Source organism: Haloferax sp. ATCC BAA-644, assembly GCF_000336975.1.
GTDB classification, from domain to species: Archaea; Halobacteriota; Halobacteria; order Halobacteriales; family Haloferacaceae; genus Haloferax; species Haloferax volcanii.
Genome location: NZ_AOLF01000024.1, coordinates 1 through 22,907 on the forward strand (window position 1 = coordinate 1; position 22,907 = coordinate 22,907).

The following is a 22,907-nucleotide window of genomic DNA, read 5'->3' on the forward strand; positions in this document are numbered from 1 at the left end:
GCCATCAGAGATGTGTATAAGAGACAGCGTTCATCCCACGCGATACGACTGCCGGCGGCTAAACGTTTGCCGCGAGACAGAACGACGCGCGGGTCCGACCGACGGCGCCGCGTCGGGTCGACAGGGACGAACCGGGTCAGTCCGCGCTCGCGTCGGCCCGGCGAAGCGCGTCGTGGAGCGAAAACAGCGGCTCGATGTCGCCGGCGGCGTAGTCGACGAGGAGTCGAGTGAGTTCGGCGTGCGTCCGGGTGTGGTCGAGTTCCGCGACGACGCCGTCGACGTACGCCTCGCCCAGCGCCTCGCCGACGTGCGCTCCCTTGACGTGGTCGTCCTCGACGCCGAGACGGTCGAGGTAGCCCGCCGGGAGGTCGTAGTCGTCGTACCAGACGGTCGGCTGGTCGACGCCCGCCTCCTCGCACGCCTTCCACAGCGCGGGGATGTCCCGGTTCGGACGGACCGCCTCCGGGTACGCCTCGGCGGCGAGCATCCCGAGGTCGACGTGGTCCGCGAACAGCGCGTCGATTCGGCTCGGCGCGTCCGCCCAGACGCCGGCGTCCGCGACTCGGTCGGCCCACGCGCGGAGGTGGTGTTCGTCGAAGTACTCGCCGTTGTAGGTGACGACGCCCTCGCCGCCCGCGCCGCGGGCCTCGCACCACTCGACGACCCGCCGGAGGAGGTCGGCGGTGCGGTCGAGCGACCAGTCGCCGTCGCGGAGGAGCACTTCGACTTCGACCTCGGGGTCGTCGCCGTCGCCCCGGTGGCCGAGGCCGACGGCGACCAACTCGAAGTCGTCGGTGTTCCGGAAGTCGCTCGGCTGACCGTTCGGGCTTGCCGTCTCGATGTCGACCGCGAGTCGCCCCTCGTGCATACCCCGCTGTTCCGCCGGCGGGAGTCAAAAGTGGCCGGATTATCCGGCGAGCCGGGCGGTCCGAGACGAACGCGCCGCTATCCGGTCGAGCGCGGCAGAAATGAAGTGGAAGTGACGTTCGCCGCGAGCGTGCGGCGGCAGTCGAGCGCGTCGGGACTCGGCTCGCTACTCGGAGCCGAACATGTTGCGCATCATCGGGTGCATCTCCATGAGCTGTTCCTCCGCGATCTCCTCGTACAGCTTGTACGTGATGGAGACCGTAAGGAGCAGCCCCGTCCCGGAGACTGCGCCGATGGTGCCGAGCATGTTCGCCATGACGGCGAGCAGGCCGACGAGCGCGCCACCGATGACGGTCACCTGCGGGATGTACCGCTCCATGACCTTCTCGATGACCTGCGGGTTACGGCGGAACCCGGGAATCTGCATCCCGGAGTTCTGAATCTGCTGCGCGGTCGATTCCGGACCCATGCCCGTCGTCTCGACCCAGAAGATCGCGAACACCGCGCCACCGACGATCATGAAGATCAGGTCGATGAGCACGCGGATGGCGATATCGAGCGGGTCGGCCGACGTGAGTCCGAGGAACCACATCCAGTCGGACCGCGACTGGATGGGCGCGAGGTAGTAGAACAGGCCACCTGTGACCTGTCCGCTCGTGTACTGGCCGAGCCACGCTGGCATGCCGACCCACGAGGAGTTGAGGAAGCGCCCGAGGAACTGGATGTTCGCCTGCAGGGCGCGAACGAGGATCATCGGCAGGACGCTCGCGTAGATGAGCTTCACCGGGAAGCGGCCGCGGGCACCCTTCACGCGGGCGTGCGAGAGGGGAATCTCGACGCGGACGCTCTCGGCGTAGACGACGATGCCGAAGATGAGCAATGTCGTGATGAGCGCGAGCAGCTGTCCCTGACCGAGGAAGACCGTCGACAGCAGGTCGGTCGGCGAGGCCGGCAGTTCGATGGCACCGGTGATGATGCCGATCCACGTCGCGAAGAAGCCCGACGTGCCGCCGAGGCCCTGCCAGCTGAACAGCCCGCCGACGAGCTGTTGGCTGACGCCGGCGATAATGAACAGGCCGACCCCGGAGCCGACGCCCCACTTGCTGACGATCTCGTCCATGAATAGGATGAGGACGCCACCGACGGCGATCTGCGCGAAGATGAGTCCCTTCACGCCGACCGTGCCGATACCGAGCGATGTCGCTACGGCCTGGTCGGCCGGCAGGAAGTTGCCGGCGAACACCATCGGCAGGCCCGTCAGGCAGATCATGACCCCGACGAGCAGCTTCTGCAGTCCCTGATAGAGGACCTGATCGCGCGGGTTGTTGTCCGTGTCGAGCCCGAGCAGGTCAGCACCGCCGAGCAGTTGTAGAACGATGCTCGCGGTGACGATGGGACCGATGCCCAGCTGGAGCACCGAACCCTGCTGGCCGGCCAAGATGGACCGGAACTGACCGAACAGGTCGTTCGCGGTCGCGGCGTCGAGGCCGAACAGCGTCACGTTCGTCAGGAAGAAGTACAAGACGAGAATGCCGCCGGTCCACCCGAGCTTCCGGCGGAACGGAACGTGTCCCTCCGGTCGGGCGACTGCGGGCATCCGCGAAAGCACTGGTTCGGCGGCGTCCTTCCATCCCATGATTTATTCCTCGTCGTCTTCGTCGGCGTCGGCCGATTCCTCGGATTCAGCCGCTTCTTCCGCGCGTTCGGAGAGTTCGGCGTCGCCGCCGGCCTCTTCGATGAGTTCGACGGCACCGGCCGTGAAGGCGTCGGCGACGACGTGCAGTTCGTTGCGGACCTGCCCGCCGCCGAGCACCTTCACGACGTCCGCTTCCCAGCCGTCCTCGGCCACGTCGCGGGCGTCGATGACGTAGGTGTCGCCGTCCTTCTCGGCGACTCCGTCGGCCGCGAGGAGCGCCGCGTCCTCGTCGAGCTTCTGGACCTTGACTTCAGCGACGTCGTCCTGCAGGACATCCGGTCGCTTGAAGCCGTGCTTGCCGAGCGGCTCGTAGTTGTGGAACTCGTGTTTGTCGCGTCCGGCGCGACCGCGACCGCCGCGGTGACCGGCACCGCGTCGGTTCTTGTGCGTACCGCCGCTGTGCGTGCGGGAACCGCGTTGGCGTCGCTTCTTGGACGTCATCGCATGTCCTCCAGGAGTTCGTCGATCTGTTCGGTGCTGTGCTTACCGAGCTGGCCGCCTTCCTTGGTGACGTGCTTCTGTCCGCGGTGGCCGCCGCGCGGCGGGTGCAGACGGAGCACGGGGGAGACGCCCTGCTCTCGCAGCGTCGTCTCCTCGTCGACGATGGCCTGCGCGAGCGCAGCCACGTCGTCGTAGTCGGTGTTCTCGGAGACCCACTCGTCGGTGATGTCGCCGTCGCCCTCCTCGGGCTCGGCGCGCGTGCTGATGAGGGTCTCGACGACGTCGACGCTCGGCTCGCCGTGCGCGACGAAGTCGTTGACCTTCGAAATCATCCCGCGGTAGGCGTCGGTCTCGGGCACGAACGTCGCGTGGTTCACGCGGTGGATGTTGAGCATCGTGAGCGTGTCGCGGACGTCCTGTGCGATGTTGACCTCACCGCGAAGCTGAACGATAGCCTGCATTATTCGCGCACCTCCTGACGGACTTCACGAGCGCGCCGCGGCGTGCGGGACTGCGACGCATTCTTGAGCGCGTTGTAGGTCGCCTTCGCGAGGTTGACCGTGGTCCGGGTGTTCCCGTCGCTCTTGGTCCAGGCGTCCTGGACGCCGGCGAGTTCGAGGATGTTCCGGACGGTCTCTGCGGCCGCGAGGCCGAGACCCTGCGGGGCGGGGATGATGCGGACCGTCACGGAGCCGGCCTTGCCCTCTGCCTTGCGCGAGAGGGAGTTGAGGCCGCCTGCGCGGTCTTCCCACGATCCGGAGCCGCGGTCTACCTTGATGATGTTCAGTTTCGCCACCTCGATGGCTTTCTGGATGGCACCGCCGACCTGGTCGTCGCGGGCCTCAGCGTAGCCGAGGTAGCCGTCACGGTTCCCGACTGCGACGACACACCGGAACTTCACCCGGCGGCCGGAGTCGGTCATGCGCTGGACCATGTTGATGTCGAGCACCTCGTCGTCCAGTCCGGGAAGGAGCTGGTCGACGAGCTGGGGTTCCTTGAGCGGAAGTCCCGTCTCGAGCGCCTGGTCCATCGACGTGACGTCGCCGTTCTGCACCATGCGGCCGAGCCGCGTTCGCGGCTCCCAGCCGTTGTTATTGCTGCTCATTCGTCCTCCTGAAGGTTCCCGAGCACTTCGTCGAAGTGGTCGGGGAGGTTCGTGGCATCGAACTCTCCACTGTAGAGCGGCTCGTCGAGCTGCTCTGCGTACTCTGCGATGTGGACACCGCGGTTGCGGTCCCAGTCAGCGAGTACTGCGTCGTTGTGGGGGATTTCGAGGCCAGCGTCGATAGCACCCTCCTGCACCGCGAAGACCTTGTTTCCGGGCGTGGCCGTGTTGAGGCCGATGTCGAGGACCGCTTCCTCGACGCCGGCGGCCAGCGCCCGCTTACCTGCCAGATACCCCGTGAGGTACGCGCTCGGGAGGTTGCCCGTGGGGGCTTCCCAGCCGTACTCGTCGAGGTCGGCAGAGGTCGCTGCAGCGTGGGTCTCGTCGCCCTGCGGGCCCGGAGTGACCAGCTGCGCCCTGACGTGCTTGTTGCTCACGCGAGCGACAAGGCGGGGCTTGCCCGATTTCAGCAGGCGCAACCTTTGATGGTAATCGGTCCGGACTTCGCGGCGACGCCGCATCGGAACCTTGTATCGTGGTCCGGTCGCCATTATTGAATCTCCACCTGGTAGTTGTTCTGAATGTATGCTTCGAGCCGGTCCACGCTATCGAATTCGCCACCGGACGCCTTGTTGTAGAGCGTGCGGTACTGGGAACGGTCGAGCGTTCCGTCCTCGCGAAGCTCCTTCAGGCGACGGCGCTGGGCGCGGATTCGGCTGACCCATGCGTCTTTCTTGTTCTGTCGAGCGCCGGAACGGCCCTTGCGGGAGCCGGCACCCTTGCGGTGACCGTAGGAACGCTTGGCGGCGCGCTCGCGTGCGCGACCTTTCGAGTTGCCCTTGGCGTCCTTGGCGCGAATCGTGCCCTCGTCGACGAGTTCACGGATGTCTTCGCGCGTGATGGCCTCCGCGATTTCGGCCTGTTCTTCGGGGTCGAACCACACTCGGCTCTTGCCGACATCGAGGACGTCGGCCGCCATTCGCTTCTGCGCTTTGAGGTCCGTCATCAGTTGTCCACCTCGACTTCGACGTAGGTGGGGTTGAGGACGCGAATCTCGCGGTCCTCACACGCTTCCTCGATGCGCTCGCGCTTGCGCGCGCCGACCGAGGAGGCGATGCGAACTGCCTGCGTATCGCCGTCGATGCCTTCGAGGTCGTCCGTGTTGAACACGCGGACCTCCTCGAAGCCCGACGGGTGAAGGCCGCGGGCGGCCTTCGGCGTGCGGTAGCCCGCCTCGACCTTGGCTCCCTTGCCCTTGATTCCGATACGCTGTTTGGAGAGACCACCACGGGGGCGACGCCACGACGTGGGCGTGCGCTTCTTCTTGTGGTAGTCCTGCCGGTTGAACTGCGGCTTGCCCTCGCGGCGCTTCTGCGCCAAGGCTTCCGCGGTTTCGTCGTCGAGCTGGGGCTTCTTGTCCGCGTGACCGCGGGGCTGAAGCTCCGTCTCGACTGCTTCGGCTTCCTCTTCCTCAGGCTCGGCTTCGGACTCGTCTTCGACTTCGGCCTCGGCCTCGTCGGAGACCTCGAGGCCACCGACGTCGGCTTTGATACGCGCGGCGAGCGCGTTCCCGATGCCGTCGACCTCGGCCAGTTCGGACTGGCTCGCGGCCTGTACGTCGTCGACGCTCTCGAAGCCGGCTTCGCGGAGCGCGTCGGCCTTCGACGGGCCGACGCCACTGATGTCTTCGAGTTCGGTGATTTCTTCCGACATTAGGCATCACCAGTCTGCGGTTTCTGGGTGATGTACACGCCGTCGGTGAACACGCGAGTGTCCTTGTCCTTGACGCGGGTGAGTTGTTCGATGTCGGCGGCGGTCTGCCCGACGTCCTCCTTGTTGGAGCCCGTCAGGGTGAGTTCTTCGCCGTCGACCTGTACGTCCGTGTCGCCGCGAATCTGCGCTCGTCGCGGGGACTTCTCGCCGAGGAAGTTCTTGATGACCACGTCGCTGCCTTCCACGCTGACCTGCATCGGGAAGTGAGCGTAGTGGACTTCCATCTTGTACTCCCACCCCTCGGTCGCGCCGTGAAGCATGTTGTTCACGTGGCTCTCGAAGGTACCGATGGTCGCGTTGGTCTTCGCGTTCTCGACGTCGCTCTCGATGACGACAGCGCCGTCTTCGGCAGAGACCGAGACGTTCGGGTACCAGAGGCGCTTGGTGACGCTTCCGTTGGGGCCCTCGATGGTGAGCTCGAGGTTCTTGACCTCGGCGGATACCTCGTCCGGGATTTCGATTTCTATTCGGCTCATTGTACTAGTAGACGTAGGCGATGATCTGGCCACCGATGCCCTTCTCGCGGGCCTCGTAGTGGCTCATGACGCCGTGGCTCGTCGTGACGATGAGCGCGCCGTAGTCACGGGCGGGGAGGAATCGCTTCTCCCATTTCTCGAAGTCGTCGGCTCCGGCGGAATACCGGGGCTTGACGACGCCACAATCGTTGATTGCGCCTTTCAGTTCAACCTCGAACAGACCGGCCTTGCCGTCGTCGACGAACTCGAAGCCGTCGATGTACCCGCGGTCGTAGAAGACCTCGAGGACGGAGCCGATGATGTTGGAGGCGGGCTGGATCTCGTGGGACAGGTGTCCGACGCTCTCGGCGTTGTCCACACCGGAGAGCGCGCTACTGAGTGGGTCGTTGTCAGCCATTGCTTATCGGTACTTCTTGAATCCCATCTCGCGGGCGATCTCTCGGAAGCACTGGCGGCACAGGTTGATGTCGTACTTGCTGACAAGTCCCTGTTTTCGACCGCAGCGCCGGCACTCGTTCTCCTGGCCGGTGCGGCGGGACGCGTGCTCGCCCGTCTGTTCTGTTTCGCTATCGCTCATTCTTCAACCTCCACGTCGAACGTGGACTCGATGAACGCGACGGCGTCCTCGACGGTCATCCGGTGGGACGACGGAATCTGACGGGAACGCTTGTCGCGTTTTTTCACTCGGTAGCCGGGGCGGACGAGGTTGACCGTCACGTCCAGCCCGTAGATACCGATCTGCGGGTCGTACTCCTGGCTCGGGAACTCCGTGTGCTCTTCGACGCCGAAGCCGAAGTTACCGGTCTCGTCGAACGACGAGACAGAGAGGTCCGCGATGGGGAGTGCGGTTTCGAGGAACTCGACGGCGGTGTCACCGCGAAGGGTGACCTTCGCGCCGACGGGTTCGCCGCGGCGAACGCCGAAGTCCTGGGAGGCGCGGCCGGAGATCGTGCGAACGCTCTCCTGACCGGTGATCTCTTCGAGGATGTCTTCGGCCTTGGCGAGTTCGCGACCACCTTCGCCGACGCCCATGTGGACGACGACCTTCTCGATGCGCGGGTCGCGCATCTCGTGGAAGTCAGCCTCGCTCATTCGTCATCACCGCCGTCAGCAGCCTGACGTGCTTCGGACTCGTCGTCCGAACCCGTGAAGTTCTCGTCGATGACGACGACGTACTGTTCGACCGTCTCGAACTCGCCGTCTTCGGTCTCGACGACAACGGAGTTGTTCCCGCTGCCGGGCGTGACGATAATCTCGGTGATTTCACCGATTTCGCCGGAGTGCCGTCCGTTGACGGCCGTGACGAGCGCGCCTTCCTCGTAGGGGAAGTGCGCGACGACGTCCTTCGTCTCGTTGTCGACGACGATGGAGTCCTTGCCGCTGTACTCCGAGGCGTCCTCGACGACGAGGGTCGCACCGTCGTGGAGCGTCAGCTGGAAGTCACCGCCGGTGACCTGCGTCTTGCTCACGATCTTGCCGAGACGGCTGGATGCCGAGTCGGCGTCGATGGGCGTCAGCGCCAGGCGGCCTCCCTCGTCGGGGAAGACGCGGTAGTACTCTTCTCGTTGGACGAACGCCAGGATGTCGAACATCCCGATGGGACGGCGGACGTCGGAAGCCACGTTGCCGTTGACCAGAATGCTCTGGTGGTTGAGGGCGTACTGGGCCTCCTTCTTCGAGTCCACGTAGCCGAGCACGTCGCGCAGGACGATGAGGAGGGGAACCCCCTCTTCGCCGTGCGGACCCGCTCCGGCCTTGACCGTGAACGTGCCTGTCTTGCGCTCGACCGGCCAGGACTTCGGTACGGACAGTCGCTTCTGGTGTCGAGTCATTCGTTATCCTCCTTGAGTCGGGCCTCGCGCACGTCGTCTTCGAGGTCCAGTTCCGTCACGCGGACGTTACTGGCCTGAAGGGGGCGTGGGACCTCCTCGCCGTCGGCTTTCTCAACGACGACACCGTCGACGTAGATGACGGCGTCGGTGAGGTCGACCTCGGTGACTTCGCTTTCTTCGCCGGCGAAGTCGCCGCGGAGCACCTCGACCGTGTCGCCCGCGTTGACGCGGACGTTACGGCTGCCGTACTCCTCGCGGAGATCGGCCGACAGCGGTGCGCGGACCTGCTTTTGCCGCTCGTGGAGCGGCGCGTCGCGAATCTGGGTTCGCTGTTTGCGCGGTTGTCGAGTCATACTATACGATCATCGTAGCCGTCGATGCGATACTCCCGAAGCGCTCGGCGACTTCGCGTGCGACGGGACCCTTGATTTCGGTCCCGCGAGGCTCTTCCATCTCGTCGATGATGACGGCGGCGTTGTCCTCGAACTTCACACGCGTGCCATCGGGCCGGCGGATGGATTTCCGCTGGCGGACGATGACCGCTTCGAGCACCTGGCGGCGCATCTCGGGGGTACCTTTGGTGACCGAGACGGTCACCTTGTCCCCGATGCCTGCCTTGGGGTGGCGGTTCTTCGTGCCGGAGTAACCCGCGACGCTGATAATCTTCAGTTCACGAGCGCCGGTGTTGTCGGCGCACGTGACAAGCGAGCCACGGGCGACACCCTTGGTGATGTCCGCTTTGAGCGCTTCCATCACTCGTCACCTCCCATAATCTCGACGACGACGTGAGATTTCGTCTTCGAGAGAGGTCGGGTCTCCGCAATCGTTACTTCGTCACCGACAGCGACGTCGTCGAGCACGCCCGGCACGTGTGCCGGGATGCGGGAACGTCGCTTCATGTAGCGGTCGTACTTCGGAACGAATACGTCGTACTCCCGCTCGACGATGACGGTCTTTGCCATGTCCGTCGAGACGACTGTCCCCTCCAGGGTCTGACCCCGGACGGAGAGCGAGCCGTAGAACGGACATTTTTCGTAGTCGTAAGCCTCGGAATCGTCAGGTTCCGGAGGCATTGGAACGTCAAGTCCTATCGCCATTTCGAGTCACCTGTAGTTTCGGTGCGCAGGGCGGGTCGTGAGAGCAGTTGTGCGCCATCCACCGTAACGTAGGCCACGCCCTCGCAATTCCCCGAAGGGGAAGCCGCCGATGATGAGTCGGCGAGCCGATCAGACTGACTGGCATCAAATCCGCCAGTAGTATCCGACCGAAGTTTGGACGCGGTCCCCGACGCCTTCGCAGCGCCGGCGGCTTCATCTGTACGCGGAATCGCAAATTCGAAGGTCGCCCCTCGTTTGGGCACCTGCCGCACCCGAGACCCGTCGTCGACCATGAACGTGTGCATCGTCTCGACGACGATGCGACCGGCTATTCCGACGAGGTCGGAGTTCGCCGCGTCGACGACCTCCACGTGGAGGCCGTTGAGTTCGTGTCGCGTGAGGGTCTCGGGTGTCAGTGGCATTATTCTTCGTCGAGGTCGCCTTCTTCGCCCTGAATCGTCTTGATTCGGGCGATGGTCTTTTTCAGTTCAGAGACGCGGCCGGGGTTCTCCGGCGCGCCACCCGCGGCCTGCACGGCCTTCGCGTTGAGCAGCTCCGTTTCGAGCTCTTCGAGCTCGGCGGTGCGCTCTGCGGGCGTCATGTCGCGAATCTCTTCGGTGTAGAGGATCGCCATTTATTCTTCCTCCGTTTCGTCGTCTTCGTCTTCCATCTCCGCGACGAGGTCGGCCGCCTCTTCGGCGACGTCTTCGTCGAGTTCTTCGTCGTCGTCGACGACCTCCTCGACCGCTTCCTCGTCGTCGGCATCGTCGACGACTTCCTCTTCGACCGCTTCGACGGCCGCTTCCTCGACGACATCTTCGTCGACGGCGTCCGTCTCGGCGTCGGTGTCGGTGTCCTCGGAGACGTCCGGAACCTCTTCCGGCTCCTCTTCGAGGAGGTCCTCGACGCTCTCGGTCTCTTCGATCTGTTCGACCGCGTCGGGGTTGGCGTCTTCCTCGACTTCGAAGTCGTCGGGGAGTCGCGCACCCGGCGGGATGATTTTGACCGTCACGCCGATGGTGCCGAGCTTCATGACTGCGACGCCCTGGCCCTCGTCGACGATCTCCTGTGCGGGCTCGCCGTTGTGCTTGATGTAGCCGCGGTTGAACTTCTCAACGCGGGAGCGAGCGCCCGTGACCTTGCCGGAGAGGACGATTTCGGCGCCGAGTGCGCCGGCGTCCATGATGCGGTCGATGGTCGTGTGACCCGCCTTACGGAAGTACCAACCGCGCTCGAGCGCGTTGGCGAGGCGGTCGGCGACGATCCGGGCGTTGAGGTCCGGCTCGTCGACTTCCTGCACGTCGATCTGGGGGTCGTCGAGATTGAATCGCTCTTCGAGTTCGCGGGTGACCTTACGGATGTTCTTCCCGCCTTTCCCGATGACCATCCCGGGCTTTTCGGCCTTGAGCACGATTTGGGTGCCCATCGGCGTCTTGGCGACGTCCATGCCGCCGTAGCCCGCTCGACCGAGCTCTTCTGCGAAGAACTCGTCGATCTGGGACCGCTGCAGTCCGTTCTCGATGAATTGGTGTTCGTCAGCCATTATTCCTCGACCTCTTCGATGATGAGTTCGACGTCACAGATTGGGGTGTTCCACGGGTCCGCCCGACCGAAGGCGCGGGGCTTGCGACCCTGACGCTCGCCGACCTTGTGGGCGGCGACGTGCTTGATCTCCATGGCCGGTCCGTCGAAGCCCTGTTCGGTCGCGTTGTTGCGAACGTTTTCGAGGAGTTCGAGGAACGCCTTGGACGCCTTCTCGGGGTACCGTCCCGCGTCCCAGCCGTCGATGTCGCTTCGGTGACCGACGCCGGAGTTGTGCTGCTTGAACGGAACCGACCGCTCGCCGTCGATGACGGCTTCGAGGTACTCCTCTGCGTCGGCGACGGGCATCCCCTTGATGGCGCGGGAGATGGCCTTGCTGTGCTTGATGCTGATGGGCCGGTCCCGGAGCATACCCTTGGCCGTGGTGTCCGGGTCGGCCTCGACGCTGTAGTTGATTCCCATGGTTTACTTGAGGGGCACGAACTTCGAAGACCGGGTCGCGCCGATACCGGCCTGACCGTGCTCGACCGAGCTACGGGTCAGCTGGAACTCGCCCAGGTAGTGGCCGATCATCTCGGGCTGAATCTGGGTGCGCTCGAACTCCTGACCGGTGTAGACGGCGAAGGTGAGACCGACGAATTCGGGGAGAATCGGCATGTCGCGCAGGTGCGTTCGAATGGGCGCGTTAGCCGTCTCCTCTTCCGTCTTGTCCTGAGCCTTCGCGAGCAGCTTCTCGTGCTCGGCCGACAGGCCTCGGGTGATGGTTCGCCGCTGACGAGCGGGGAGCAGTTCCGCGACCTCGTCGAGCTCCATCTCCTGCAGCTCGTCGAGCGTGTAGCCGCGGTAGGTGAACTCACCTTCGCGGCCGGTGCGGTATTGCGTACTCATGGTTACTTCCCTCCCTTGCCACCGCGACCGGTGCGTTTGGAGGCGATGTCACCGACCTTCCGGCCCGGCGGAGCGTTCCGCGAGACGGACTTCGGCTGACCGGGGTGCTGCCGGCCGCCGCCACCGAACGGGTGGTCGACGGCGTTCATAGCAACACCACGCACGCGCGGCCACTTGATACCGCGCGCTTTCATCTTGTGGTACTTCTTCCCCGCCTTGACGAACGGCTTCTCCGTGCGGCCGCCACCGGCGACGACGCCGATGGTGGCTCGACAGTTGGGGTTGAGGCGCTTGACCTCGCCCGACGGGAGCTTCACGATGGCGACCTTGCGGTCGTGCGAGAGCAACTGCGCGCTCACGCCGGAGGCGCGGGCGAACTTCCCGCCGTCGCCGGGCTGGTGCTCGACGTTACAGACGGGAACACCCTCGGGAATCTCGGCGAGCGGCAGCGTGTTGCCGGGCTTGATCTCGGCGGAGACGCCGATCTGAAGCTCTTCGCCGACGCTGATGCCCTCGGGCGCGAGAATCATGCGCTGCTCGTCCTCGAACTCGACGAGGGCGATGGGCGCACTTCGTGCGGGGTCGTGCTCGATGCCGACGACCGTCCCCGAGATGGTGTCTTTGTCTTCGGACTTCTTGTGCGACAGTTCGGCCTTGTAGCGGTGCGACGGCGCCCGGAACGTGGACGTACCGCGACCGCGACGCTGGCCCTGAATTCGGCGTCCCATGGTTAGAACACCCCGATACGCGACGCGACTTCCTGCGCGTCGTCGTCTTCAGAGAGACGAACTGTTGCTTTCTTTTTGCCTTTCATCGTGACCTGCGTGTTGACCTTCTCGACGGCCACGTCGTAGCGCGACTCGACTTCCGACTTGACGTCGGACTTGGTCGAGTCGATGTGGACGATGAACTGGAGCTTGTTGTCGAAGTCCATCTGGTTCATCGCCTTCTCCGTGACCAGCGGGTGTTCGATGATGCTCATCGGTCTGCGACCTCCTCGAGCGCGCTCTCGGTGAACAGCGTCAGGCGACCGGCGTGCGTACCGGGCGCGAGGTCCTCGGCGGAGACGTTCGCCGCGGTGGCGACGTCGACGCCGGCGAGGTTGCGAGCAGCCTTCGACGGCTCCTCTGCCGTCACGAAGAGGATGGACTTCGGACGGGTGTACTTGCGGCCGCGGAGTTTGCCCTGACCGGACTTCACCTTCTTGTTCTCCTCGGAGCGCTCGATGTCGTCGTAGACGCCGAGGGACTGCAGGAGGTCGACGACCTCCTGCGTCTTGACGAGGTCCTCGAAGTCGTCGGAGACGACGAGGGGGAGCTCGACGTCGTCGTCGAAGCGGTGACCGCGCTCGGCGACGAGCTCGGTGTCCGTCGTGGCGGCGAGCGCCGAGCGGACGGCGAGCTTACGCTCCTTCGTGTTGATCTCCTTCCCCTGGTCCTTCTCGGCCTTCGGCGGGTGAGCGCGACGGCCGGAGACGGCGTGCGGGACGCGTCGGGCGACGCCGTTCTGGCGTGGGTCGTGGGACATCCCACGGCCGCTGCCCATGGACTCTGCCGGGGTTCGAAGTCCGGCGTAGGGGTCGGCACCGTACGGCTGTTTTCGGTTTGCCTGCGCGGCGATGACGGCACGCTTGATGAGGTCCGGACGGTAAGCCGTCTCGAAGACCTCGGGCAGGTCGATGCTGCCCGCGTCGTCGCCGTTCAGGTCTCGGATAGTTGCCTGCATGGATTATCCCTGGTTCGATGCGGTAGAGACGTAGCGCACCTCGGGGTCGAGGCGCGGCTGGTCGTTCGGCCGGATGGCCGGGCGGAACCGCAGAAGGCGCTTGTTGGGGCCCGGCAGCGAGCCCTTGATGAGCGCGTAGGAGCCGTCGACCTCGCCGTAGTTGACGAAGCCACCTTCGACGGAGGCGTCGTCGCCCTCACCGAGGTCGATGAGGCGCTTGTTGAGCTCGGTGCGCTGGTGGTAACCAGTCTGACCGAGCTGCGGAACCGTAGAGCGGACACGGGACGGGTTCCAGGGGCCGAGGTTGCCAATACGGCGTCTCCAGCCCTGGCGGGCGTGCTTGCCCTTACGCTTCTGGACGCCCCATCGCTTGACGGGACCCTGCGTACCCTTACCCTTCGTGACACCCGCGGCGTCGAGGTACTCGCCGGCGCGGAACACGTCGGACATCTCGTGTTCGCCGCCCTCGGCAACGAGGTCGAGGGCGAAGTCGGCGCGCTCCACCATGGAGCCGCCGCCGACGCGAGTCTCCATCACGTCGGGCTTCTTCTTGGGCACGTTCGCGAGCTCGGAGGGCACCGTGTGCGTGATGACGCGGAGGTCATCGACTTCGCCGGCCTCGACGGCCTCGCGAAGCGCGTCGGCGTCCGAGTCGAACGTGTCTTCTGCCGGCAGGTCGAGGACGCGGTCGAGTTCGTCGTGGAACTCGCCCGCCCAGACCTCGGTCTGCGGCTTCATACCGTACGGCGTCTGCTCGTAGGCGCGAAGGGCGACGGCGCGCATCGGCGGCGTCTCGACGACGGTCACCGGGACGGACTCCTCCATTCCTTCGCGGGGGGAGTCTGCCTCGTCGTTGACCATCATCACGTGGGTCATACCGGCCTTGTAACCGGCGAAGCCCTGCAGCGCTGGGGAGCCGTCGTCGGACGGCCACGACTTGATGCGTGGAACCTCCTTGACTGCTCGCTTGCGCGGGCTGAAGCCCATCGAGCCTTTTCGTGGTCTGCTTGGTTGTGGCATGGATTCACTCCGTGAGTGTCAGGGGAGAGAGGGAGGCGAACATCGCTTCCTCCGTTCGCACGACCTCGCTGCCCTGTCGCGGAATCGTATTGAGCCAGAGGTCGAACCCCGGACCAACGGAAGGTTCGACGTCTGCAACATCCTCGGGAGACATCCCGAGCATGTCCGGAAGCCCACGGCCCGGCGACCCGAAGACGACGGTCATGCCGCCGGCCTCGGTGATGCGGGCCGTCAGGTCGCCCAATGTGGGGACCGACAGCGGTTCGCCATAGCGAGACGTGGCGATTCGCACGCCCGCATCCGGCCTGCCGAGTGCTTCCGTGAGGTCCATGCGGGATACGTCGAAGCCCGGGAGGGGCTCGTCGACGATCCGCGCACGGACCGGTTCTCGCGAAGAGATCCTGACAGCGACGCGCTCTCCCTCTGTGAGGTCCATCCCGGGAGGGACGAACAGGGAGATCGGGTGTTGCATTCCGCAATTGACCCGAACGCGGTCGTCAGGTCCGACCTCGGTCACGATTCCTTCTCGCAACGCGGGCGACTCGTCGGAGTCGTCCGCGGTCGTAGACGCCACGAGAACGGGCGGCAGGATACCAGCGTAGCGGAGTTCGTCGCGCTTGCCCCAGGCCTCCTTGCGGAGGTAAGGAGGCGTCGCGGCGTACCGAAGTACGGTTTCGACGAACTCGCCGCCCCAGTTGTTCTCGCCGTCTTCGTCGGGGAAGACGACGAGTTCGTTCGCCCGGAAGACCGCCGCCGCGCGGGCGACGTAGCCGAGTTTGCGAGTTGCCTCGCGTTTGTCTTCGGCTTCCCGGACGAGTGAGGACGGCACGAGTACGCTGAGTTTCATGCCGGGTTCATCCTCGTCTCGTCTAGACTGTGGCGTTTCTACCGGGGGCCTACCTAAAAGAGTAGCGAATCCATTCTGGGGTGATAGAGCGTCCCACGACCCAGTTTGCGGAGGATTGGCGAACGTCGCATGGTACATAATTACACGGCCGGCGACAGGTTGTCGAAGGCGAATCTCACGTGGTAGCAGGTGGCGCTCCGTCGCCCGATTTCTCCCCCGTTTCGCAAGTCTTATTTATCAACCCGACACTATCGAGTAACGCAGCAGCACGCCACGATACACGCGGAATGCGCTGGTAGTGTAGTGGTATCACGTGACCTTGCCATGGTCACAACCTGGGTTCAAATCCCAGCCAGCGCACTTCCACCACATGCGTCGGTAGTGTAGTGGTATCACGTGACCTTGCCATGGTCACAACCTGGGTTCAAATCCCAGCCGACGCACTTCTACCGAACACGAACCTCCGAGAGACCGCTGTGTCTCTCGGTCTCGTGAGGTTGTGTGTGAGCCGCTGGGATTTGAACTAGCGAGCGAACGCGAGTGAGCGAGTGGAGTTCAAATCCCAGCCGACGCAGGTCTCTGACCTCAACTCAGTCACCGACGCGTCTCCGAAAACTCACGCTGCGTCCCGCGCCCGCCACCACCAGACCATCGCTCCCACGCCGACGATGAGGACAACGACGGCGAGCGCGTCGAGGGCGTAGTTGAGCGGCGTTCCCGTCGGCACGGTCCCGGACTGGGTCACCTGCAAGAGGGCGTACGAGAGCCACGTGAGACACATCCCGACGAGGAGAACCGCCCGCGGAGCGGAGAGCGTTCCGCGCCGATACTGCACGGCCGTGCCCGCGAGAAGCAACAGGTACGCGACGAGCAGGAAAACGCCCCCGAGGTCGGCGAGCACGCTCATGAGTCGATCGGAACCGTCACGAGGACGATAGCGGCCGCGAACACGACGAGTAGCGCGCCGAATTCGAGCGGCGACCGGGTGGCGAGTCGTGTGATGAGCGAGGCGGGCGCGGTGCTCTCACGGTGTTCGATGCCGAACTCGCTGGCGGAGAGCGCGGCGGACGCGCCGACGGCGGCGGCGACGACGCCGACCACTCGCGTGACGCGGGAATGGAGGGAGACCATACGGAACGTCCGCAGAGAATACACTAAACAGTTGACAACAGTCGCGGGACCGCGCACGCGTGGGCGAAGAATCAGTATCCGAGCGTGTCGACCGTCTCGATTCGCTCGATACCCTCGAGTTCGCAGAGGTCGGAGACGGCCGATTCCGCGAGGGTGACCACGACGCCGCCGAACTGGAGTTCGCGTTCGAGGCTGCCGCCGAGGGACTCGACGCGGCTTTCGAGCGCGGTACGGGCGTCGTCGTCCGCGGGTTCGACGCGGAGTGCCGCGACCTCGTCGTCGAGCGGGTCGTCGCGCATGCGACGGACGGGGTGAGAGAGATACATACCCGCGGGTCGTCGCCCGGCGGGAAAACGGTCGCGATCGGCCGGTGGCCGGCCGCCTTCGACCGAGGGAAGCGGGTCAGTCCTCGGTGAAGTAGAACAGCGCCTCGCGGCCCGCGCCGCAGTCCGGGCACGACGACGGGAACGCCGTCAGCGACCCGAGTTCGCCGCAGTCGTCGCAGCGCCAGACGAGTCGCGCCTCGCCGAAGTCCTTCTCGGGCAGTCGCTGATGTTCGACGACGGTCGGCGGTCGAACCGCGCGAGACGCCGTTTCGGCGGTCGTCTCGACGGCCTCCCACCGCGCTCGGTCGTCGTCAAGCGGTCGCGCCGGCTCTGTCGGTCGCGCGGGAGTCTTTATTGCCATAGTGTCGCATACGCACGCCAGCCGCATAAACGCCCGTCGTCACTCCTCGTGACTGTCAGGCCACGAAGACCATCTGAGTTCCAGTCTGACGGGGCCTTCCGGGAGGAACCGACTGGTCTCGGTGTCGGTGACGACCCGTTCGGGTCGGGGGAGCGTGACTGATTCGTCGCCGACGCGGAGCGTCAGGTCCTCGTCGGGGGCGGCCGCCACGAGGCGGTCAAGTCGCTCGATGGCCGCGGTCACCTCCCCGCGAGTCGCCGTGTCGGCCTGCGAGTCGAGGGCGACGCCGCCGAACAGCGGGCGGACGTTCACGTCGCGCGAGCGGTTCGACAGCACCGCGTTGACGGCCGCGCCGAGGAGGATGACGAGCCCGCTGAAGTAGAGCCACGTCAGGAGGACGAGGATGCCGGCGACGACGCTCGACTCGGGGGCGCGGCTACTGAACTCGACGTAGAGCCGGAACAGCGACTCGAACGTCGTCAGCCCCACGGCGGCGACGAGCGTGCCGGGAACGACTTCGAGGGAGGTCACGTCCTCGTCGGGGAAGATGTAGTACATCGGGTAGAACGTCACGAACAGGACGGCGACGAGGAGGCCGCGGTGGACGACCCAGCCGAGCGCGCCGTCGAGCGCCGGGAGCGCGGACTCGATGAGCGCGCCGGCGACGACGGCGAGCGAGACGGTGACGAGCACGACGATGCCGTCCGAAAGCTGGTCGGCGAAGGTGTTGGCCGCCTCCGACTCGTAGATGTCCGAGAAGGCGGTGTCGAGACCGCGGAAGATGCGGAGCGTCCCCCACACCAACACGAGCGCCCCGACGACGGAGAGGCTCGCCAGTTGGGTCGACGACTCCAGTTCGGCGACGATAACGTCGCCCGCGCCGGGAGTCAGGACGGACTGGATGACGGCGATGACGCCCTCGCGGAGACCGCTGTCGCCGGTGGCGGAGACGGCTGCAAGGACGAGCAGGAACAGCGGTAACAGCGAGACGAACGCCCCGTAGGCGATGCTTCCCGCCATGAAGGTGAGCCGCTCGGTGCGCACCTCGTACACGATAGCCCGGCCGAGCGTGAGCGCTCTCGTCATGCGCGGGTTCATGGGCGCTGATACGTCGGCAGACGAGAAAAGCGCGCTGCGCGGTCGGGTCAGCGGTGGCGGCTGTCAGTGATGGCGGCTCTCGGCGGTGGCGGCTCTCGGCGGTGGGAGCTACCGACGGGCGGCGAAGACGGCAACCGCCAGCCCCAACACGGCACCCGTCACGGTCCATTCCACCGCGTAGCCGACCGCGCCGCCGATGGCCGAGCCGAGAGTCACCCCGCCGGCGACGTTCGCTCCCGCGACGAGCGCCATCCGAGTGAGTTCGCTCTGGAACATATCGGAATCTGTGGCTGTTCGAGGGGATAGCCTCGTCGGTTCCGTCATCGACTCGGCCGACAGGTCACCCCGTTTTACTACCGCGTGGCGCGTTGGTTCGGCCATGACAGTTATCGCCATGTTGAGCGTCGCACCGGTCGTCGAAGGGAGCATGTCGGGCGAGGTCGCCAAGGCCGTCGCGGCCCTTGACGACTTCGACGTGTCTTACGAGACGAACCCGATGGGGACGGTCATCGAGGCCGACGACATCGACGAACTGCTCGCGGCGGTCGGCGCGGCCCACAAGGCGGTCGACGGCGACCGCGTGAGCACGTTCCTGAAGATAGACGACAAGCGCGCGACGGACCAGACGGCCGCCGACAAGGTCGACGCCGTCGAAGCCCATCTCGGACGGGAAGCGAGAAGCGACCGCGAGTAGCGTCGCGGCTCACGGTCGCGGCCCGCGGACCCGTCGCGCGGATCCGCCGTTCGAGACACGAGACACGTCCACGCGACCCGCAGCAGTGGGTGACTGACAAACCCTTTAGCCGAAGGCGCGCAATCGCCTCGCATGGACAGCATCAATCGGATGGCCATCGAACTGGTCGACGAGGCGCTCGACTTCGCCGGAGAGCTCGGCATCGAGGGCTACGAACTCGACTCGGGTGCGACGGTCATCGACTTCGGCGTCGACGCCGACGGCGGTGTCGAAGCGGGGATGCTCCTCGCGGAGATTCAGACCGCGGGTCTCGCCACGGTACAGACGCGGATGGGCGAGGTCGCCGGCACGCCCCGTCCGCACGTCGAACTCTCCACCGACCGCCCCGCGCTGGCCCTCCTCTGCTCGCAGAAGGCCGGCTGGGAACTCACCTTCGACGACTTCGACGGCCTCGGCTCCGGGCCGGCCCGCGCGCTGGTCGGCGAGGAAGAGGAGTTCCACCACCTCGGCTACTACGACGAGTTCGACCTGACGGTCCTCGCCGTCGAGAGCATCGACCTCCCGACCGACGAAGTCGCGGAACACGTCGCGGAGACGACCGGCCTCGAACCGAGCGCCGTCTTCCTGCCGACCTACGCGACCGGCTCGCTCGTCGGGAGCGTCACGGGCGCGGCCCGCGCGGCCGAACTCGCCGTGTTCAACCTCTTCGAGGCGGGCTACGACCCGACGAACGTCCTCTCCATCAACGGCTCCGCCCCGCTCGCCCCCGTCAGCTACGACGAGAGCGTCGCCATGGGCCGGACGAACGACGCCGTCGCCTACGGCGGGCGCGTCCACGTCACCGTCAGCGAGGACTTCGACGAGTTCGACCGCGCGATTTCCACGGCCGGTCCGGACTACGGCGTCCCGTTCGAACAGTTGTTCGAGGACGCCGACTGGGACTTCGGCGCGGTCGACCCCGACGTGTTCGGCCCGGCGCAGGTCACGGTCGACGTGGTCAACGGCCCGACGTACACCCTCGGCGAGACCGACGAGGACGTGCTCGCCGACTCGTTCGGGCTGTGAGGCGCAAGCCGGTCCCGCCCGCGCCGGACGCCCTCGACCGGCTGTGGGACGCCCACCGCGCCGTTCCGCTGATTCCGGGCTCCGAAGACGACTGCTGCGGCCGAGTGGCGACCCGACTCGACGTGACGCCCGACGAGGGGCGCGACTGGCTCGTGTTCTGTCAGTCGCTCGGGCTCGCCCGCGAGGTGAGCCGCGGCTTCGAGCGCGTCCGCGACGACCCCGACCCAGACGACCTGCGGCGCGCGTTCGAGGAGAACGTCTTCGGCGCGCGCGAGGTGCTTGACGCGCTCAACGCCGAGCCGATGTCGGCGGACGCGGTGTTCGACGCGTTCGAGCCGACCGTGCCGAACTGGGAGCGCCACCGCGACCCGGAGGGGTGGGAGTCGCGCTGGCGCGACAGAGTCGCCCGCCTACTCGACTGGGCGGTGCTGTTCGGCGCGGCGGCGAGAAAACCGGACGGCTACGTCGCGGTCGAGCGCTCGGCCTGACCGTCGGTGGGTGCGAACTCGCGTCGCGCCCGTACTGTTTTAGTCGACTTTCGTCACGGTTCCGACGCCCTTCGACCGGCCCTCGCGGAAGACGAATCGCTGGCCCTCCTCGACGAAGTACGAACGGAATTTGAACTCCACGCGAGTCGTGCCGGTGTCGCCCGGCAGGAGTCGTCCGCCGTCGGGGTGGAAGACGGCCGCCTCGGAGATGGTTTCGAGGTGGACGACCGGCTCGTAGCCCTCTTGAATCCGCGTCGGGTGGTTGAGCACCATCACGTCGGCCTCGAACTCGCGGACCGCCGTGGGCTCCGCGTCGGACGGGAGGAGCACCATCCCGCGTTCGATTTCGGACTCGCGGACGCCCTTGAGCGCGATGCCGACGATGCGGCCGGCGTTGGCCCGGTCGACCCGGTGGTAGTGCATCTCGATGGAGCGGACCTCGACCTCGCGGAACTCGCCGTCTGACATCGGCCCCAAGAGGAGTTCGTCGCCGGCCTCGACAGCCCCGGAGTTGACCGTGCCCGAGGCGACCGCGCCGACGCCCGTGACCGAGTAGGTCCGGTCGATGTACATCTTGAAGTCGCCCTCGGCGGCGCTGCGCTTCGGGAGCGACTCGAACAACTGGTCGAGGTCGTCGAGGCCGTCCATCGTCACCGCGCTCGTCGGGAACAGCGGGACGACTGACTCGCTTATCTCCTCGACGGCGGCCTCGACGCCGTGGCGCTCGACGCTCAGGGGCGTCCGTCCCACGTCGCGGAGGAGTCGCTCGACCTCGCGTTCGACCTCGGCGGCGCGCTCCTCGGAGACGGCGTCGATTTTCGTGATGGCGACGACCGTCGGCAGCTCCATGGCGAGCAGGATGCCGAGGTGTTCGCGGGTCGTCCGCGTCGGGCCGTCGTCGGCGGCGACGACCAGCAGGCCGTAGTCGAGGCGCTGGCCGACGAGGCCGCGAATCGTCGTCCGGAGCCACGGTTCGTGGCCCACGGTGTCGACGAACGACACCAGCCGGTCGGCCTCCTGGACGATTTGCGCCCGGTCGGACTTCCGGTGAGGGTTGCGCATATGGACCGGGCCGTCGTCGGAAAAGCCGTAGACGGCGTACGAGAGGTCCGCCGACAGGCCGCGTTCGACCTCGTGGGGTTGCACGTCGAGGAACGACCGCGTGCTTCCGTTGCCGTTGTCGGCCTGTCCGGTCACGAGCGACCCGACGAGCGTCGATTTGCCGTGGTCGACGTGCCCCGCGGTACCGACGACGATGTGGTCGTCGTCAACGTCGAGCATCGCGCCCTCGCGGACGGTCGCGACGCCGACGAGGCCGCGTTCGGCCGAGTCGCCGACGCCCCACGTCTCCACGTCTTCGATGTGCGCCCCGGCCTCCTCGGCCAGAAGCGACAGCACGTCCATGGTCTCGGAGAAGTCGTCCGGGGGGATGCCGGCGATGCCGCCGTCGTCGGTGACGCCGACCACGTAGGTCGCCACGCCGTCGCCGGAGAGCACTCGGTGTCTGAGTTGGGCCGCGAGCGACTCCATCCGGCCGTCGGACAGGTGAACGGCGCGGGTGAGGCGTTCTTTGAACTCGACGTTGCCGCCTTCTTCCTCACCGCGCTCGAGGGCCTCGTCCAAGAGAGCCCGATCCGCGCTCATGGAAGCGGGTAGGAAACCGACCGTGAAAACGCTTTCCGCGGTAGCGATTGCCATGAGAACGTACCGCAATCGAGACGGCGTCGGGCGCGGACGCGACCATCGAGGCCCATGAGGGCCGAATGCGAACGAAACCGAGCCACGCTCAGTCGGTCAGACGCTCGTAGGCGCGGTTGACGCGCTTGAACGCCTCCTCGTCACCGGTCTTCGAGTCCGGGTGGGTCTCCTTGACCCGCTCGCGGTAGGCCGCTTTCACGTCGTCCGCGGAGGCGTCGCCGTCGAGGTCGAGCGTGTCGAGGGCCTGCTGCCGACTCATGCCGCGCCGCGGCGGGCGGACGCTCGGCCCGTCACCGCGGGTTCGCTGTCGCCGGCGGCGGTCGCCGTCGAATCCGCCGTCGGGACCGGCGTTAGGGCCGAACCGCCCGGTACGCGGACCCTCTTGTGGGTCGCCGCGGGGGCCCGCGCCGAAGCCACCGGTCTCCCGGCGGTCGCCTCGCCGTCGCTCCGACCGGAAACCGAACCCGCCGCGTCCGGCGTCGGCGCGGACGCGCGTCCGGCGGAACCGCTCGTGGAGGCGGCCGCTGACGTGGGCGTACATGAAGTACGTCGTCGCGCCGAAGGGGACGGCGACGAACAGCAACAAGAGCTGTCGGTAGGCGAACGCCAACACGACGAGGAGCATGGTGATGCCCGCGAACACCGCCGCGAGCCCCATGACGAGTCGGTCTCGGTCCACGGGCGCAGTTAGGGGGCCACGGTGGTAAACGTCTCGCCGGGCGGCGACCGCCGGACGA

General features: G+C 66.1%; 37 protein-coding genes and 2 tRNA genes. 5 read left to right on the forward strand and 34 right to left on the reverse strand.

From position 1 onward, the window contains the following. Positions 1 to 136: 136 nt before the first annotated feature. The 26 genes from C458_RS11295 to C458_RS11420 all read right to left on the reverse strand — a co-directional run bounded on the left by C458_RS11295 (position 137) and on the right by C458_RS11420 (position 15,309). Complete coding sequence (locus C458_RS11295) at positions 137 to 868, reverse strand: hypothetical protein (RefSeq protein WP_008575824.1); 732 nt, start codon at positions 866 to 868, stop codon at positions 137 to 139. Positions 869 to 1,033: 165 nt separating this feature from the next. Next, on the reverse strand, positions 1,034 to 2,503 hold the full coding sequence (gene secY / locus C458_RS11300; protein WP_004062422.1) for a preprotein translocase subunit SecY: 1,470 nt from the start codon (positions 2,501 to 2,503) through the stop codon (positions 1,034 to 1,036). Between the two features lie 3 nt (positions 2,504 to 2,506). After that, positions 2,507 to 3,004: an uL15m family ribosomal protein gene (locus C458_RS11305; RefSeq protein ID WP_008575827.1), complete on the reverse strand. Its 498-nt coding sequence runs from the start codon at positions 3,002 to 3,004 to the stop codon at positions 2,507 to 2,509. Then, the gene (locus C458_RS11310; RefSeq protein WP_004062421.1) at positions 3,001 to 3,465 is read right to left on the reverse strand and encodes a 50S ribosomal protein L30; all 465 of its coding nucleotides are present in this window, start codon (positions 3,463 to 3,465) and stop codon (positions 3,001 to 3,003) included. Before C458_RS11310 ends, C458_RS11305 begins: the two co-directional genes overlap by 4 nt. Then, positions 3,465 to 4,109 carry a 30S ribosomal protein S5 gene (locus tag C458_RS11315; RefSeq protein ID WP_004042565.1) on the reverse strand — a complete coding sequence of 215 codons (645 nt, stop codon included), beginning with the start codon at positions 4,107 to 4,109 and terminating at the stop codon, positions 3,465 to 3,467. Before C458_RS11315 ends, C458_RS11310 begins: the two co-directional genes overlap by 1 nt. Then, positions 4,106 to 4,660 carry a 50S ribosomal protein L18 gene (locus C458_RS11320; protein ID WP_004062419.1) on the reverse strand — a complete coding sequence of 185 codons (555 nt, stop codon included), beginning with the start codon at positions 4,658 to 4,660 and terminating at the stop codon, positions 4,106 to 4,108. Before C458_RS11320 ends, C458_RS11315 begins: the two co-directional genes overlap by 4 nt. Continuing rightward, a complete protein-coding gene (locus tag C458_RS11325) occupies positions 4,660 to 5,115 on the reverse strand; it encodes a 50S ribosomal protein L19e (protein ID WP_004042571.1) in 456 nt (151 codons plus the stop codon). The genes C458_RS11320 and C458_RS11325 overlap by 1 nt, the downstream gene beginning before the upstream one ends. Next, the gene (locus C458_RS11330) at positions 5,115 to 5,822 is read right to left on the reverse strand and encodes a 50S ribosomal protein L32e (RefSeq protein ID WP_004042573.1); all 708 of its coding nucleotides are present in this window, start codon (positions 5,820 to 5,822) and stop codon (positions 5,115 to 5,117) included. Before C458_RS11330 ends, C458_RS11325 begins: the two co-directional genes overlap by 1 nt. Continuing rightward, positions 5,822 to 6,358 (reverse strand): 50S ribosomal protein L6, encoded by a 537-nt coding sequence (locus C458_RS11335; protein ID WP_004042575.1) that lies wholly within the window; start codon positions 6,356 to 6,358, stop codon positions 5,822 to 5,824. Before C458_RS11335 ends, C458_RS11330 begins: the two co-directional genes overlap by 1 nt. Positions 6,359 to 6,362: 4 nt before the next feature. Next, complete coding sequence (locus tag C458_RS11340) at positions 6,363 to 6,755, reverse strand: 30S ribosomal protein S8 (RefSeq protein ID WP_004042581.1); 393 nt, start codon at positions 6,753 to 6,755, stop codon at positions 6,363 to 6,365. 3 nt (positions 6,756 to 6,758) lie between these two features. Continuing rightward, a complete protein-coding gene (locus C458_RS11345) occupies positions 6,759 to 6,935 on the reverse strand; it encodes a 30S ribosomal protein S14 (protein ID WP_004042587.1) in 177 nt (58 codons plus the stop codon). Continuing rightward, positions 6,932 to 7,450, reverse strand: coding sequence for a 50S ribosomal protein L5 (locus tag C458_RS11350; RefSeq protein WP_004042589.1), 519 nt, complete (start codon positions 7,448 to 7,450; stop codon positions 6,932 to 6,934). The genes C458_RS11345 and C458_RS11350 overlap by 4 nt, the downstream gene beginning before the upstream one ends. Then, on the reverse strand, positions 7,447 to 8,190 hold the full coding sequence (locus C458_RS11355; protein WP_008575832.1) for a 30S ribosomal protein S4e: 744 nt from the start codon (positions 8,188 to 8,190) through the stop codon (positions 7,447 to 7,449). The genes C458_RS11350 and C458_RS11355 overlap by 4 nt, the downstream gene beginning before the upstream one ends. After that, positions 8,187 to 8,543, reverse strand: coding sequence for a 50S ribosomal protein L24 (gene rplX / locus C458_RS11360; protein ID WP_004042593.1), 357 nt, complete (start codon positions 8,541 to 8,543; stop codon positions 8,187 to 8,189). Before rplX ends, C458_RS11355 begins: the two co-directional genes overlap by 4 nt. A gap of 1 nt (position 8,544) precedes the next feature. Further along, complete coding sequence (locus C458_RS11365; RefSeq protein WP_004042597.1) at positions 8,545 to 8,943, reverse strand: 50S ribosomal protein L14; 399 nt, start codon at positions 8,941 to 8,943, stop codon at positions 8,545 to 8,547. After that, positions 8,943 to 9,287 (reverse strand): 30S ribosomal protein S17, encoded by a 345-nt coding sequence (locus C458_RS11370; RefSeq protein WP_013035359.1) that lies wholly within the window; start codon positions 9,285 to 9,287, stop codon positions 8,943 to 8,945. The genes C458_RS11365 and C458_RS11370 overlap by 1 nt, the downstream gene beginning before the upstream one ends. Beyond that, entirely contained in the window at positions 9,278 to 9,709 is a 432-nt protein-coding gene (locus C458_RS11375; RefSeq protein WP_008575835.1) for a ribonuclease P protein component 1, read from the reverse strand. Before C458_RS11375 ends, C458_RS11370 begins: the two co-directional genes overlap by 10 nt. Beyond that, complete coding sequence (gene rpmC / locus C458_RS11380; RefSeq protein ID WP_004062417.1) at positions 9,709 to 9,921, reverse strand: 50S ribosomal protein L29; 213 nt, start codon at positions 9,919 to 9,921, stop codon at positions 9,709 to 9,711. Before rpmC ends, C458_RS11375 begins: the two co-directional genes overlap by 1 nt. Then, positions 9,922 to 10,830 carry a 30S ribosomal protein S3 gene (locus tag C458_RS11385; protein ID WP_008575836.1) on the reverse strand — a complete coding sequence of 303 codons (909 nt, stop codon included), beginning with the start codon at positions 10,828 to 10,830 and terminating at the stop codon, positions 9,922 to 9,924. It abuts the gene before it with no gap. Continuing rightward, the gene (locus C458_RS11390; protein WP_004042608.1) at positions 10,830 to 11,291 is read right to left on the reverse strand and encodes a 50S ribosomal protein L22; all 462 of its coding nucleotides are present in this window, start codon (positions 11,289 to 11,291) and stop codon (positions 10,830 to 10,832) included. Before C458_RS11390 ends, C458_RS11385 begins: the two co-directional genes overlap by 1 nt. 3 nt (positions 11,292 to 11,294) lie before the next feature. Continuing rightward, entirely contained in the window at positions 11,295 to 11,717 is a 423-nt protein-coding gene (locus tag C458_RS11395; protein WP_004042610.1) for a 30S ribosomal protein S19, read from the reverse strand. Between the two features lie 2 nt (positions 11,718 to 11,719). Then, positions 11,720 to 12,445, reverse strand: coding sequence for a 50S ribosomal protein L2 (locus tag C458_RS11400; RefSeq protein ID WP_004042612.1), 726 nt, complete (start codon positions 12,443 to 12,445; stop codon positions 11,720 to 11,722). Between the two features lie 2 nt (positions 12,446 to 12,447). Then, a complete protein-coding gene (locus tag C458_RS11405; RefSeq protein ID WP_008575837.1) occupies positions 12,448 to 12,699 on the reverse strand; it encodes a 50S ribosomal protein L23 in 252 nt (83 codons plus the stop codon). Continuing rightward, positions 12,696 to 13,442 carry a 50S ribosomal protein L4 gene (gene rpl4p, locus C458_RS11410; RefSeq protein WP_008575840.1) on the reverse strand — a complete coding sequence of 249 codons (747 nt, stop codon included), beginning with the start codon at positions 13,440 to 13,442 and terminating at the stop codon, positions 12,696 to 12,698. The genes C458_RS11405 and rpl4p overlap by 4 nt, the downstream gene beginning before the upstream one ends. 3 nt (positions 13,443 to 13,445) lie before the next feature. Then, positions 13,446 to 14,462: a 50S ribosomal protein L3 gene (locus C458_RS11415; protein ID WP_004062414.1), complete on the reverse strand. Its 1,017-nt coding sequence runs from the start codon at positions 14,460 to 14,462 to the stop codon at positions 13,446 to 13,448. A gap of 4 nt (positions 14,463 to 14,466) precedes the next feature. Further along, entirely contained in the window at positions 14,467 to 15,309 is an 843-nt protein-coding gene (locus C458_RS11420) for a putative RNA uridine N3 methyltransferase (protein WP_008575842.1), read from the reverse strand. Positions 15,310 to 15,598: 289 nt separating this feature from the next. Between C458_RS11420 and C458_RS11425 the strand changes: the two genes are divergently transcribed. Then, positions 15,599 to 15,669: transfer RNA gene (locus C458_RS11425), tRNA-Gly, on the forward strand. Between the two features lie 12 nt (positions 15,670 to 15,681). Further along, positions 15,682 to 15,752 (forward strand) — tRNA-Gly (locus C458_RS11430). A gap of 173 nt (positions 15,753 to 15,925) precedes the next feature. Here C458_RS11430 and C458_RS11435 read toward each other — a convergent pair. The 6 genes from C458_RS11435 to C458_RS18270 form a co-directional block, all read right to left on the reverse strand. Then, positions 15,926 to 16,216 carry a hypothetical protein gene (locus C458_RS11435; protein ID WP_008575844.1) on the reverse strand — a complete coding sequence of 97 codons (291 nt, stop codon included), beginning with the start codon at positions 16,214 to 16,216 and terminating at the stop codon, positions 15,926 to 15,928. Next, the gene (locus tag C458_RS11440; protein ID WP_008575847.1) at positions 16,213 to 16,440 is read right to left on the reverse strand and encodes a hypothetical protein; all 228 of its coding nucleotides are present in this window, start codon (positions 16,438 to 16,440) and stop codon (positions 16,213 to 16,215) included. Before C458_RS11440 ends, C458_RS11435 begins: the two co-directional genes overlap by 4 nt. A 71-nt stretch (positions 16,441 to 16,511) precedes the next feature. Continuing rightward, a complete protein-coding gene (locus tag C458_RS11445; RefSeq protein ID WP_049896826.1) occupies positions 16,512 to 16,766 on the reverse strand; it encodes a hypothetical protein in 255 nt (84 codons plus the stop codon). Between the two features lie 76 nt (positions 16,767 to 16,842). Beyond that, on the reverse strand, positions 16,843 to 17,127 hold the full coding sequence (locus C458_RS11450) for a hypothetical protein (protein ID WP_008575850.1): 285 nt from the start codon (positions 17,125 to 17,127) through the stop codon (positions 16,843 to 16,845). Between the two features lie 39 nt (positions 17,128 to 17,166). After that, entirely contained in the window at positions 17,167 to 18,225 is a 1,059-nt protein-coding gene (locus C458_RS11455) for a YhjD/YihY/BrkB family envelope integrity protein (RefSeq protein ID WP_008575852.1), read from the reverse strand. A gap of 108 nt (positions 18,226 to 18,333) precedes the next feature. Then, positions 18,334 to 18,501: a hypothetical protein gene (locus C458_RS18270; RefSeq protein ID WP_155821754.1), complete on the reverse strand. Its 168-nt coding sequence runs from the start codon at positions 18,499 to 18,501 to the stop codon at positions 18,334 to 18,336. 103 nt (positions 18,502 to 18,604) lie between these two features. Here C458_RS18270 and C458_RS11460 point away from each other — a divergent pair, with 103 nt between their 5' ends. The 3 genes from C458_RS11460 to C458_RS11470 all read left to right on the forward strand — a co-directional run bounded on the left by C458_RS11460 (position 18,605) and on the right by C458_RS11470 (position 20,472). Beyond that, the gene (locus C458_RS11460; RefSeq protein ID WP_008575853.1) at positions 18,605 to 18,919 is read left to right on the forward strand and encodes an MTH1187 family thiamine-binding protein; all 315 of its coding nucleotides are present in this window, start codon (positions 18,605 to 18,607) and stop codon (positions 18,917 to 18,919) included. Positions 18,920 to 19,051: 132 nt separating this feature from the next. After that, positions 19,052 to 19,984: a methenyltetrahydromethanopterin cyclohydrolase gene (gene mch / locus C458_RS11465; protein ID WP_008575855.1), complete on the forward strand. Its 933-nt coding sequence runs from the start codon at positions 19,052 to 19,054 to the stop codon at positions 19,982 to 19,984. Continuing rightward, complete coding sequence (locus tag C458_RS11470; RefSeq protein WP_008575857.1) at positions 19,981 to 20,472, forward strand: hypothetical protein; 492 nt, start codon at positions 19,981 to 19,983, stop codon at positions 20,470 to 20,472. Before mch ends, C458_RS11470 begins: the two co-directional genes overlap by 4 nt. A gap of 39 nt (positions 20,473 to 20,511) precedes the next feature. Here C458_RS11470 and C458_RS11475 read toward each other — a convergent pair whose 3' ends face one another. Together C458_RS11475 and C458_RS11480 are read right to left on the reverse strand one after the other, a co-directional pair. Then, positions 20,512 to 22,116, reverse strand: coding sequence for a GTPBP1 family GTP-binding protein (locus tag C458_RS11475; protein ID WP_008575859.1), 1,605 nt, complete (start codon positions 22,114 to 22,116; stop codon positions 20,512 to 20,514). Between the two features lie 142 nt (positions 22,117 to 22,258). After that, complete coding sequence (locus C458_RS11480; RefSeq protein WP_008575862.1) at positions 22,259 to 22,849, reverse strand: J domain-containing protein; 591 nt, start codon at positions 22,847 to 22,849, stop codon at positions 22,259 to 22,261. Positions 22,850 to 22,907 lie beyond the last annotated feature (58 nt).

Coding starts and splice junctions, on each gene's coding strand:
- C458_RS11320 (WP_004062419.1), bottom strand. CDS start 4,660: ATGGCGACCGGACCACGATACAAGGTTCCGATGCGGCGTCGCCGCGAA.
- C458_RS11355 (WP_008575832.1), bottom strand. CDS start 8,190: ATGACTCGACACCAGAAGCGACTGTCCGTACCGAAGTCCTGGCCGGTC.
- rpmC (WP_004062417.1), bottom strand. CDS start 9,921: ATGGCGATCCTCTACACCGAAGAGATTCGCGACATGACGCCCGCAGAG.
- C458_RS11385 (WP_008575836.1), bottom strand. CDS start 10,830: ATGGCTGACGAACACCAATTCATCGAGAACGGACTGCAGCGGTCCCAG.
- C458_RS11375 (WP_008575835.1), bottom strand. CDS start 9,709: ATGCCACTGACACCCGAGACCCTCACGCGACACGAACTCAACGGCCTC.
- C458_RS11460 (WP_008575853.1), top strand. CDS start 18,605: ATGACAGTTATCGCCATGTTGAGCGTCGCACCGGTCGTCGAAGGGAGC.
- C458_RS11440 (WP_008575847.1), bottom strand. CDS start 16,440: ATGGTCTCCCTCCATTCCCGCGTCACGCGAGTGGTCGGCGTCGTCGCC.
- C458_RS11305 (WP_008575827.1), bottom strand. CDS start 3,004: ATGACGTCCAAGAAGCGACGCCAACGCGGTTCCCGCACGCACAGCGGC.
- C458_RS11350 (WP_004042589.1), bottom strand. CDS start 7,450: ATGAGCGAGGCTGACTTCCACGAGATGCGCGACCCGCGCATCGAGAAG.
- C458_RS18270 (WP_155821754.1), bottom strand. CDS start 18,501: ATGTTCCAGAGCGAACTCACTCGGATGGCGCTCGTCGCGGGAGCGAAC.
- C458_RS11445 (WP_049896826.1), bottom strand. CDS start 16,766: ATGTATCTCTCTCACCCCGTCCGTCGCATGCGCGACGACCCGCTCGAC.
- secY (WP_004062422.1), bottom strand. CDS start 2,503: ATGGGATGGAAGGACGCCGCCGAACCAGTGCTTTCGCGGATGCCCGCA.
- C458_RS11315 (WP_004042565.1), bottom strand. CDS start 4,109: ATGAGCAGCAATAACAACGGCTGGGAGCCGCGAACGCGGCTCGGCCGC.
- C458_RS11450 (WP_008575850.1), bottom strand. CDS start 17,127: ATGGCAATAAAGACTCCCGCGCGACCGACAGAGCCGGCGCGACCGCTT.
- C458_RS11400 (WP_004042612.1), bottom strand. CDS start 12,445: ATGGGACGCCGAATTCAGGGCCAGCGTCGCGGTCGCGGTACGTCCACG.
- C458_RS11340 (WP_004042581.1), bottom strand. CDS start 6,755: ATGGCTGACAACGACCCACTCAGTAGCGCGCTCTCCGGTGTGGACAAC.
- C458_RS11365 (WP_004042597.1), bottom strand. CDS start 8,943: ATGGAAGCGCTCAAAGCGGACATCACCAAGGGTGTCGCCCGTGGCTCG.
- C458_RS11325 (WP_004042571.1), bottom strand. CDS start 5,115: ATGACGGACCTCAAAGCGCAGAAGCGAATGGCGGCCGACGTCCTCGAT.
- C458_RS11370 (WP_013035359.1), bottom strand. CDS start 9,287: ATGGCGATAGGACTTGACGTTCCAATGCCTCCGGAACCTGACGATTCC.
- C458_RS11295 (WP_008575824.1), bottom strand. CDS start 868: ATGCACGAGGGGCGACTCGCGGTCGACATCGAGACGGCAAGCCCGAAC.
- mch (WP_008575855.1), top strand. CDS start 19,052: ATGGACAGCATCAATCGGATGGCCATCGAACTGGTCGACGAGGCGCTC.
- C458_RS11390 (WP_004042608.1), bottom strand. CDS start 11,291: ATGGGAATCAACTACAGCGTCGAGGCCGACCCGGACACCACGGCCAAG.
- C458_RS11335 (WP_004042575.1), bottom strand. CDS start 6,358: ATGAGCCGAATAGAAATCGAAATCCCGGACGAGGTATCCGCCGAGGTC.
- rpl4p (WP_008575840.1), bottom strand. CDS start 13,442: ATGCAGGCAACTATCCGAGACCTGAACGGCGACGACGCGGGCAGCATC.
- C458_RS11415 (WP_004062414.1), bottom strand. CDS start 14,462: ATGCCACAACCAAGCAGACCACGAAAAGGCTCGATGGGCTTCAGCCCG.
- C458_RS11475 (WP_008575859.1), bottom strand. CDS start 22,116: ATGAGCGCGGATCGGGCTCTCTTGGACGAGGCCCTCGAGCGCGGTGAG.
- C458_RS11310 (WP_004062421.1), bottom strand. CDS start 3,465: ATGCAGGCTATCGTTCAGCTTCGCGGTGAGGTCAACATCGCACAGGAC.
- C458_RS11395 (WP_004042610.1), bottom strand. CDS start 11,717: ATGAGTACGCAATACCGCACCGGCCGCGAAGGTGAGTTCACCTACCGC.
- C458_RS11345 (WP_004042587.1), bottom strand. CDS start 6,935: ATGAGCGATAGCGAAACAGAACAGACGGGCGAGCACGCGTCCCGCCGC.
- C458_RS11420 (WP_008575842.1), bottom strand. CDS start 15,309: ATGAAACTCAGCGTACTCGTGCCGTCCTCACTCGTCCGGGAAGCCGAA.
- rplX (WP_004042593.1), bottom strand. CDS start 8,543: ATGACTCGACAACCGCGCAAACAGCGAACCCAGATTCGCGACGCGCCG.
- C458_RS11330 (WP_004042573.1), bottom strand. CDS start 5,822: ATGTCGGAAGAAATCACCGAACTCGAAGACATCAGTGGCGTCGGCCCG.
- C458_RS11435 (WP_008575844.1), bottom strand. CDS start 16,216: ATGAGCGTGCTCGCCGACCTCGGGGGCGTTTTCCTGCTCGTCGCGTAC.
- C458_RS11455 (WP_008575852.1), bottom strand. CDS start 18,225: ATGAACCCGCGCATGACGAGAGCGCTCACGCTCGGCCGGGCTATCGTG.
- C458_RS11405 (WP_008575837.1), bottom strand. CDS start 12,699: ATGAGCATCATCGAACACCCGCTGGTCACGGAGAAGGCGATGAACCAG.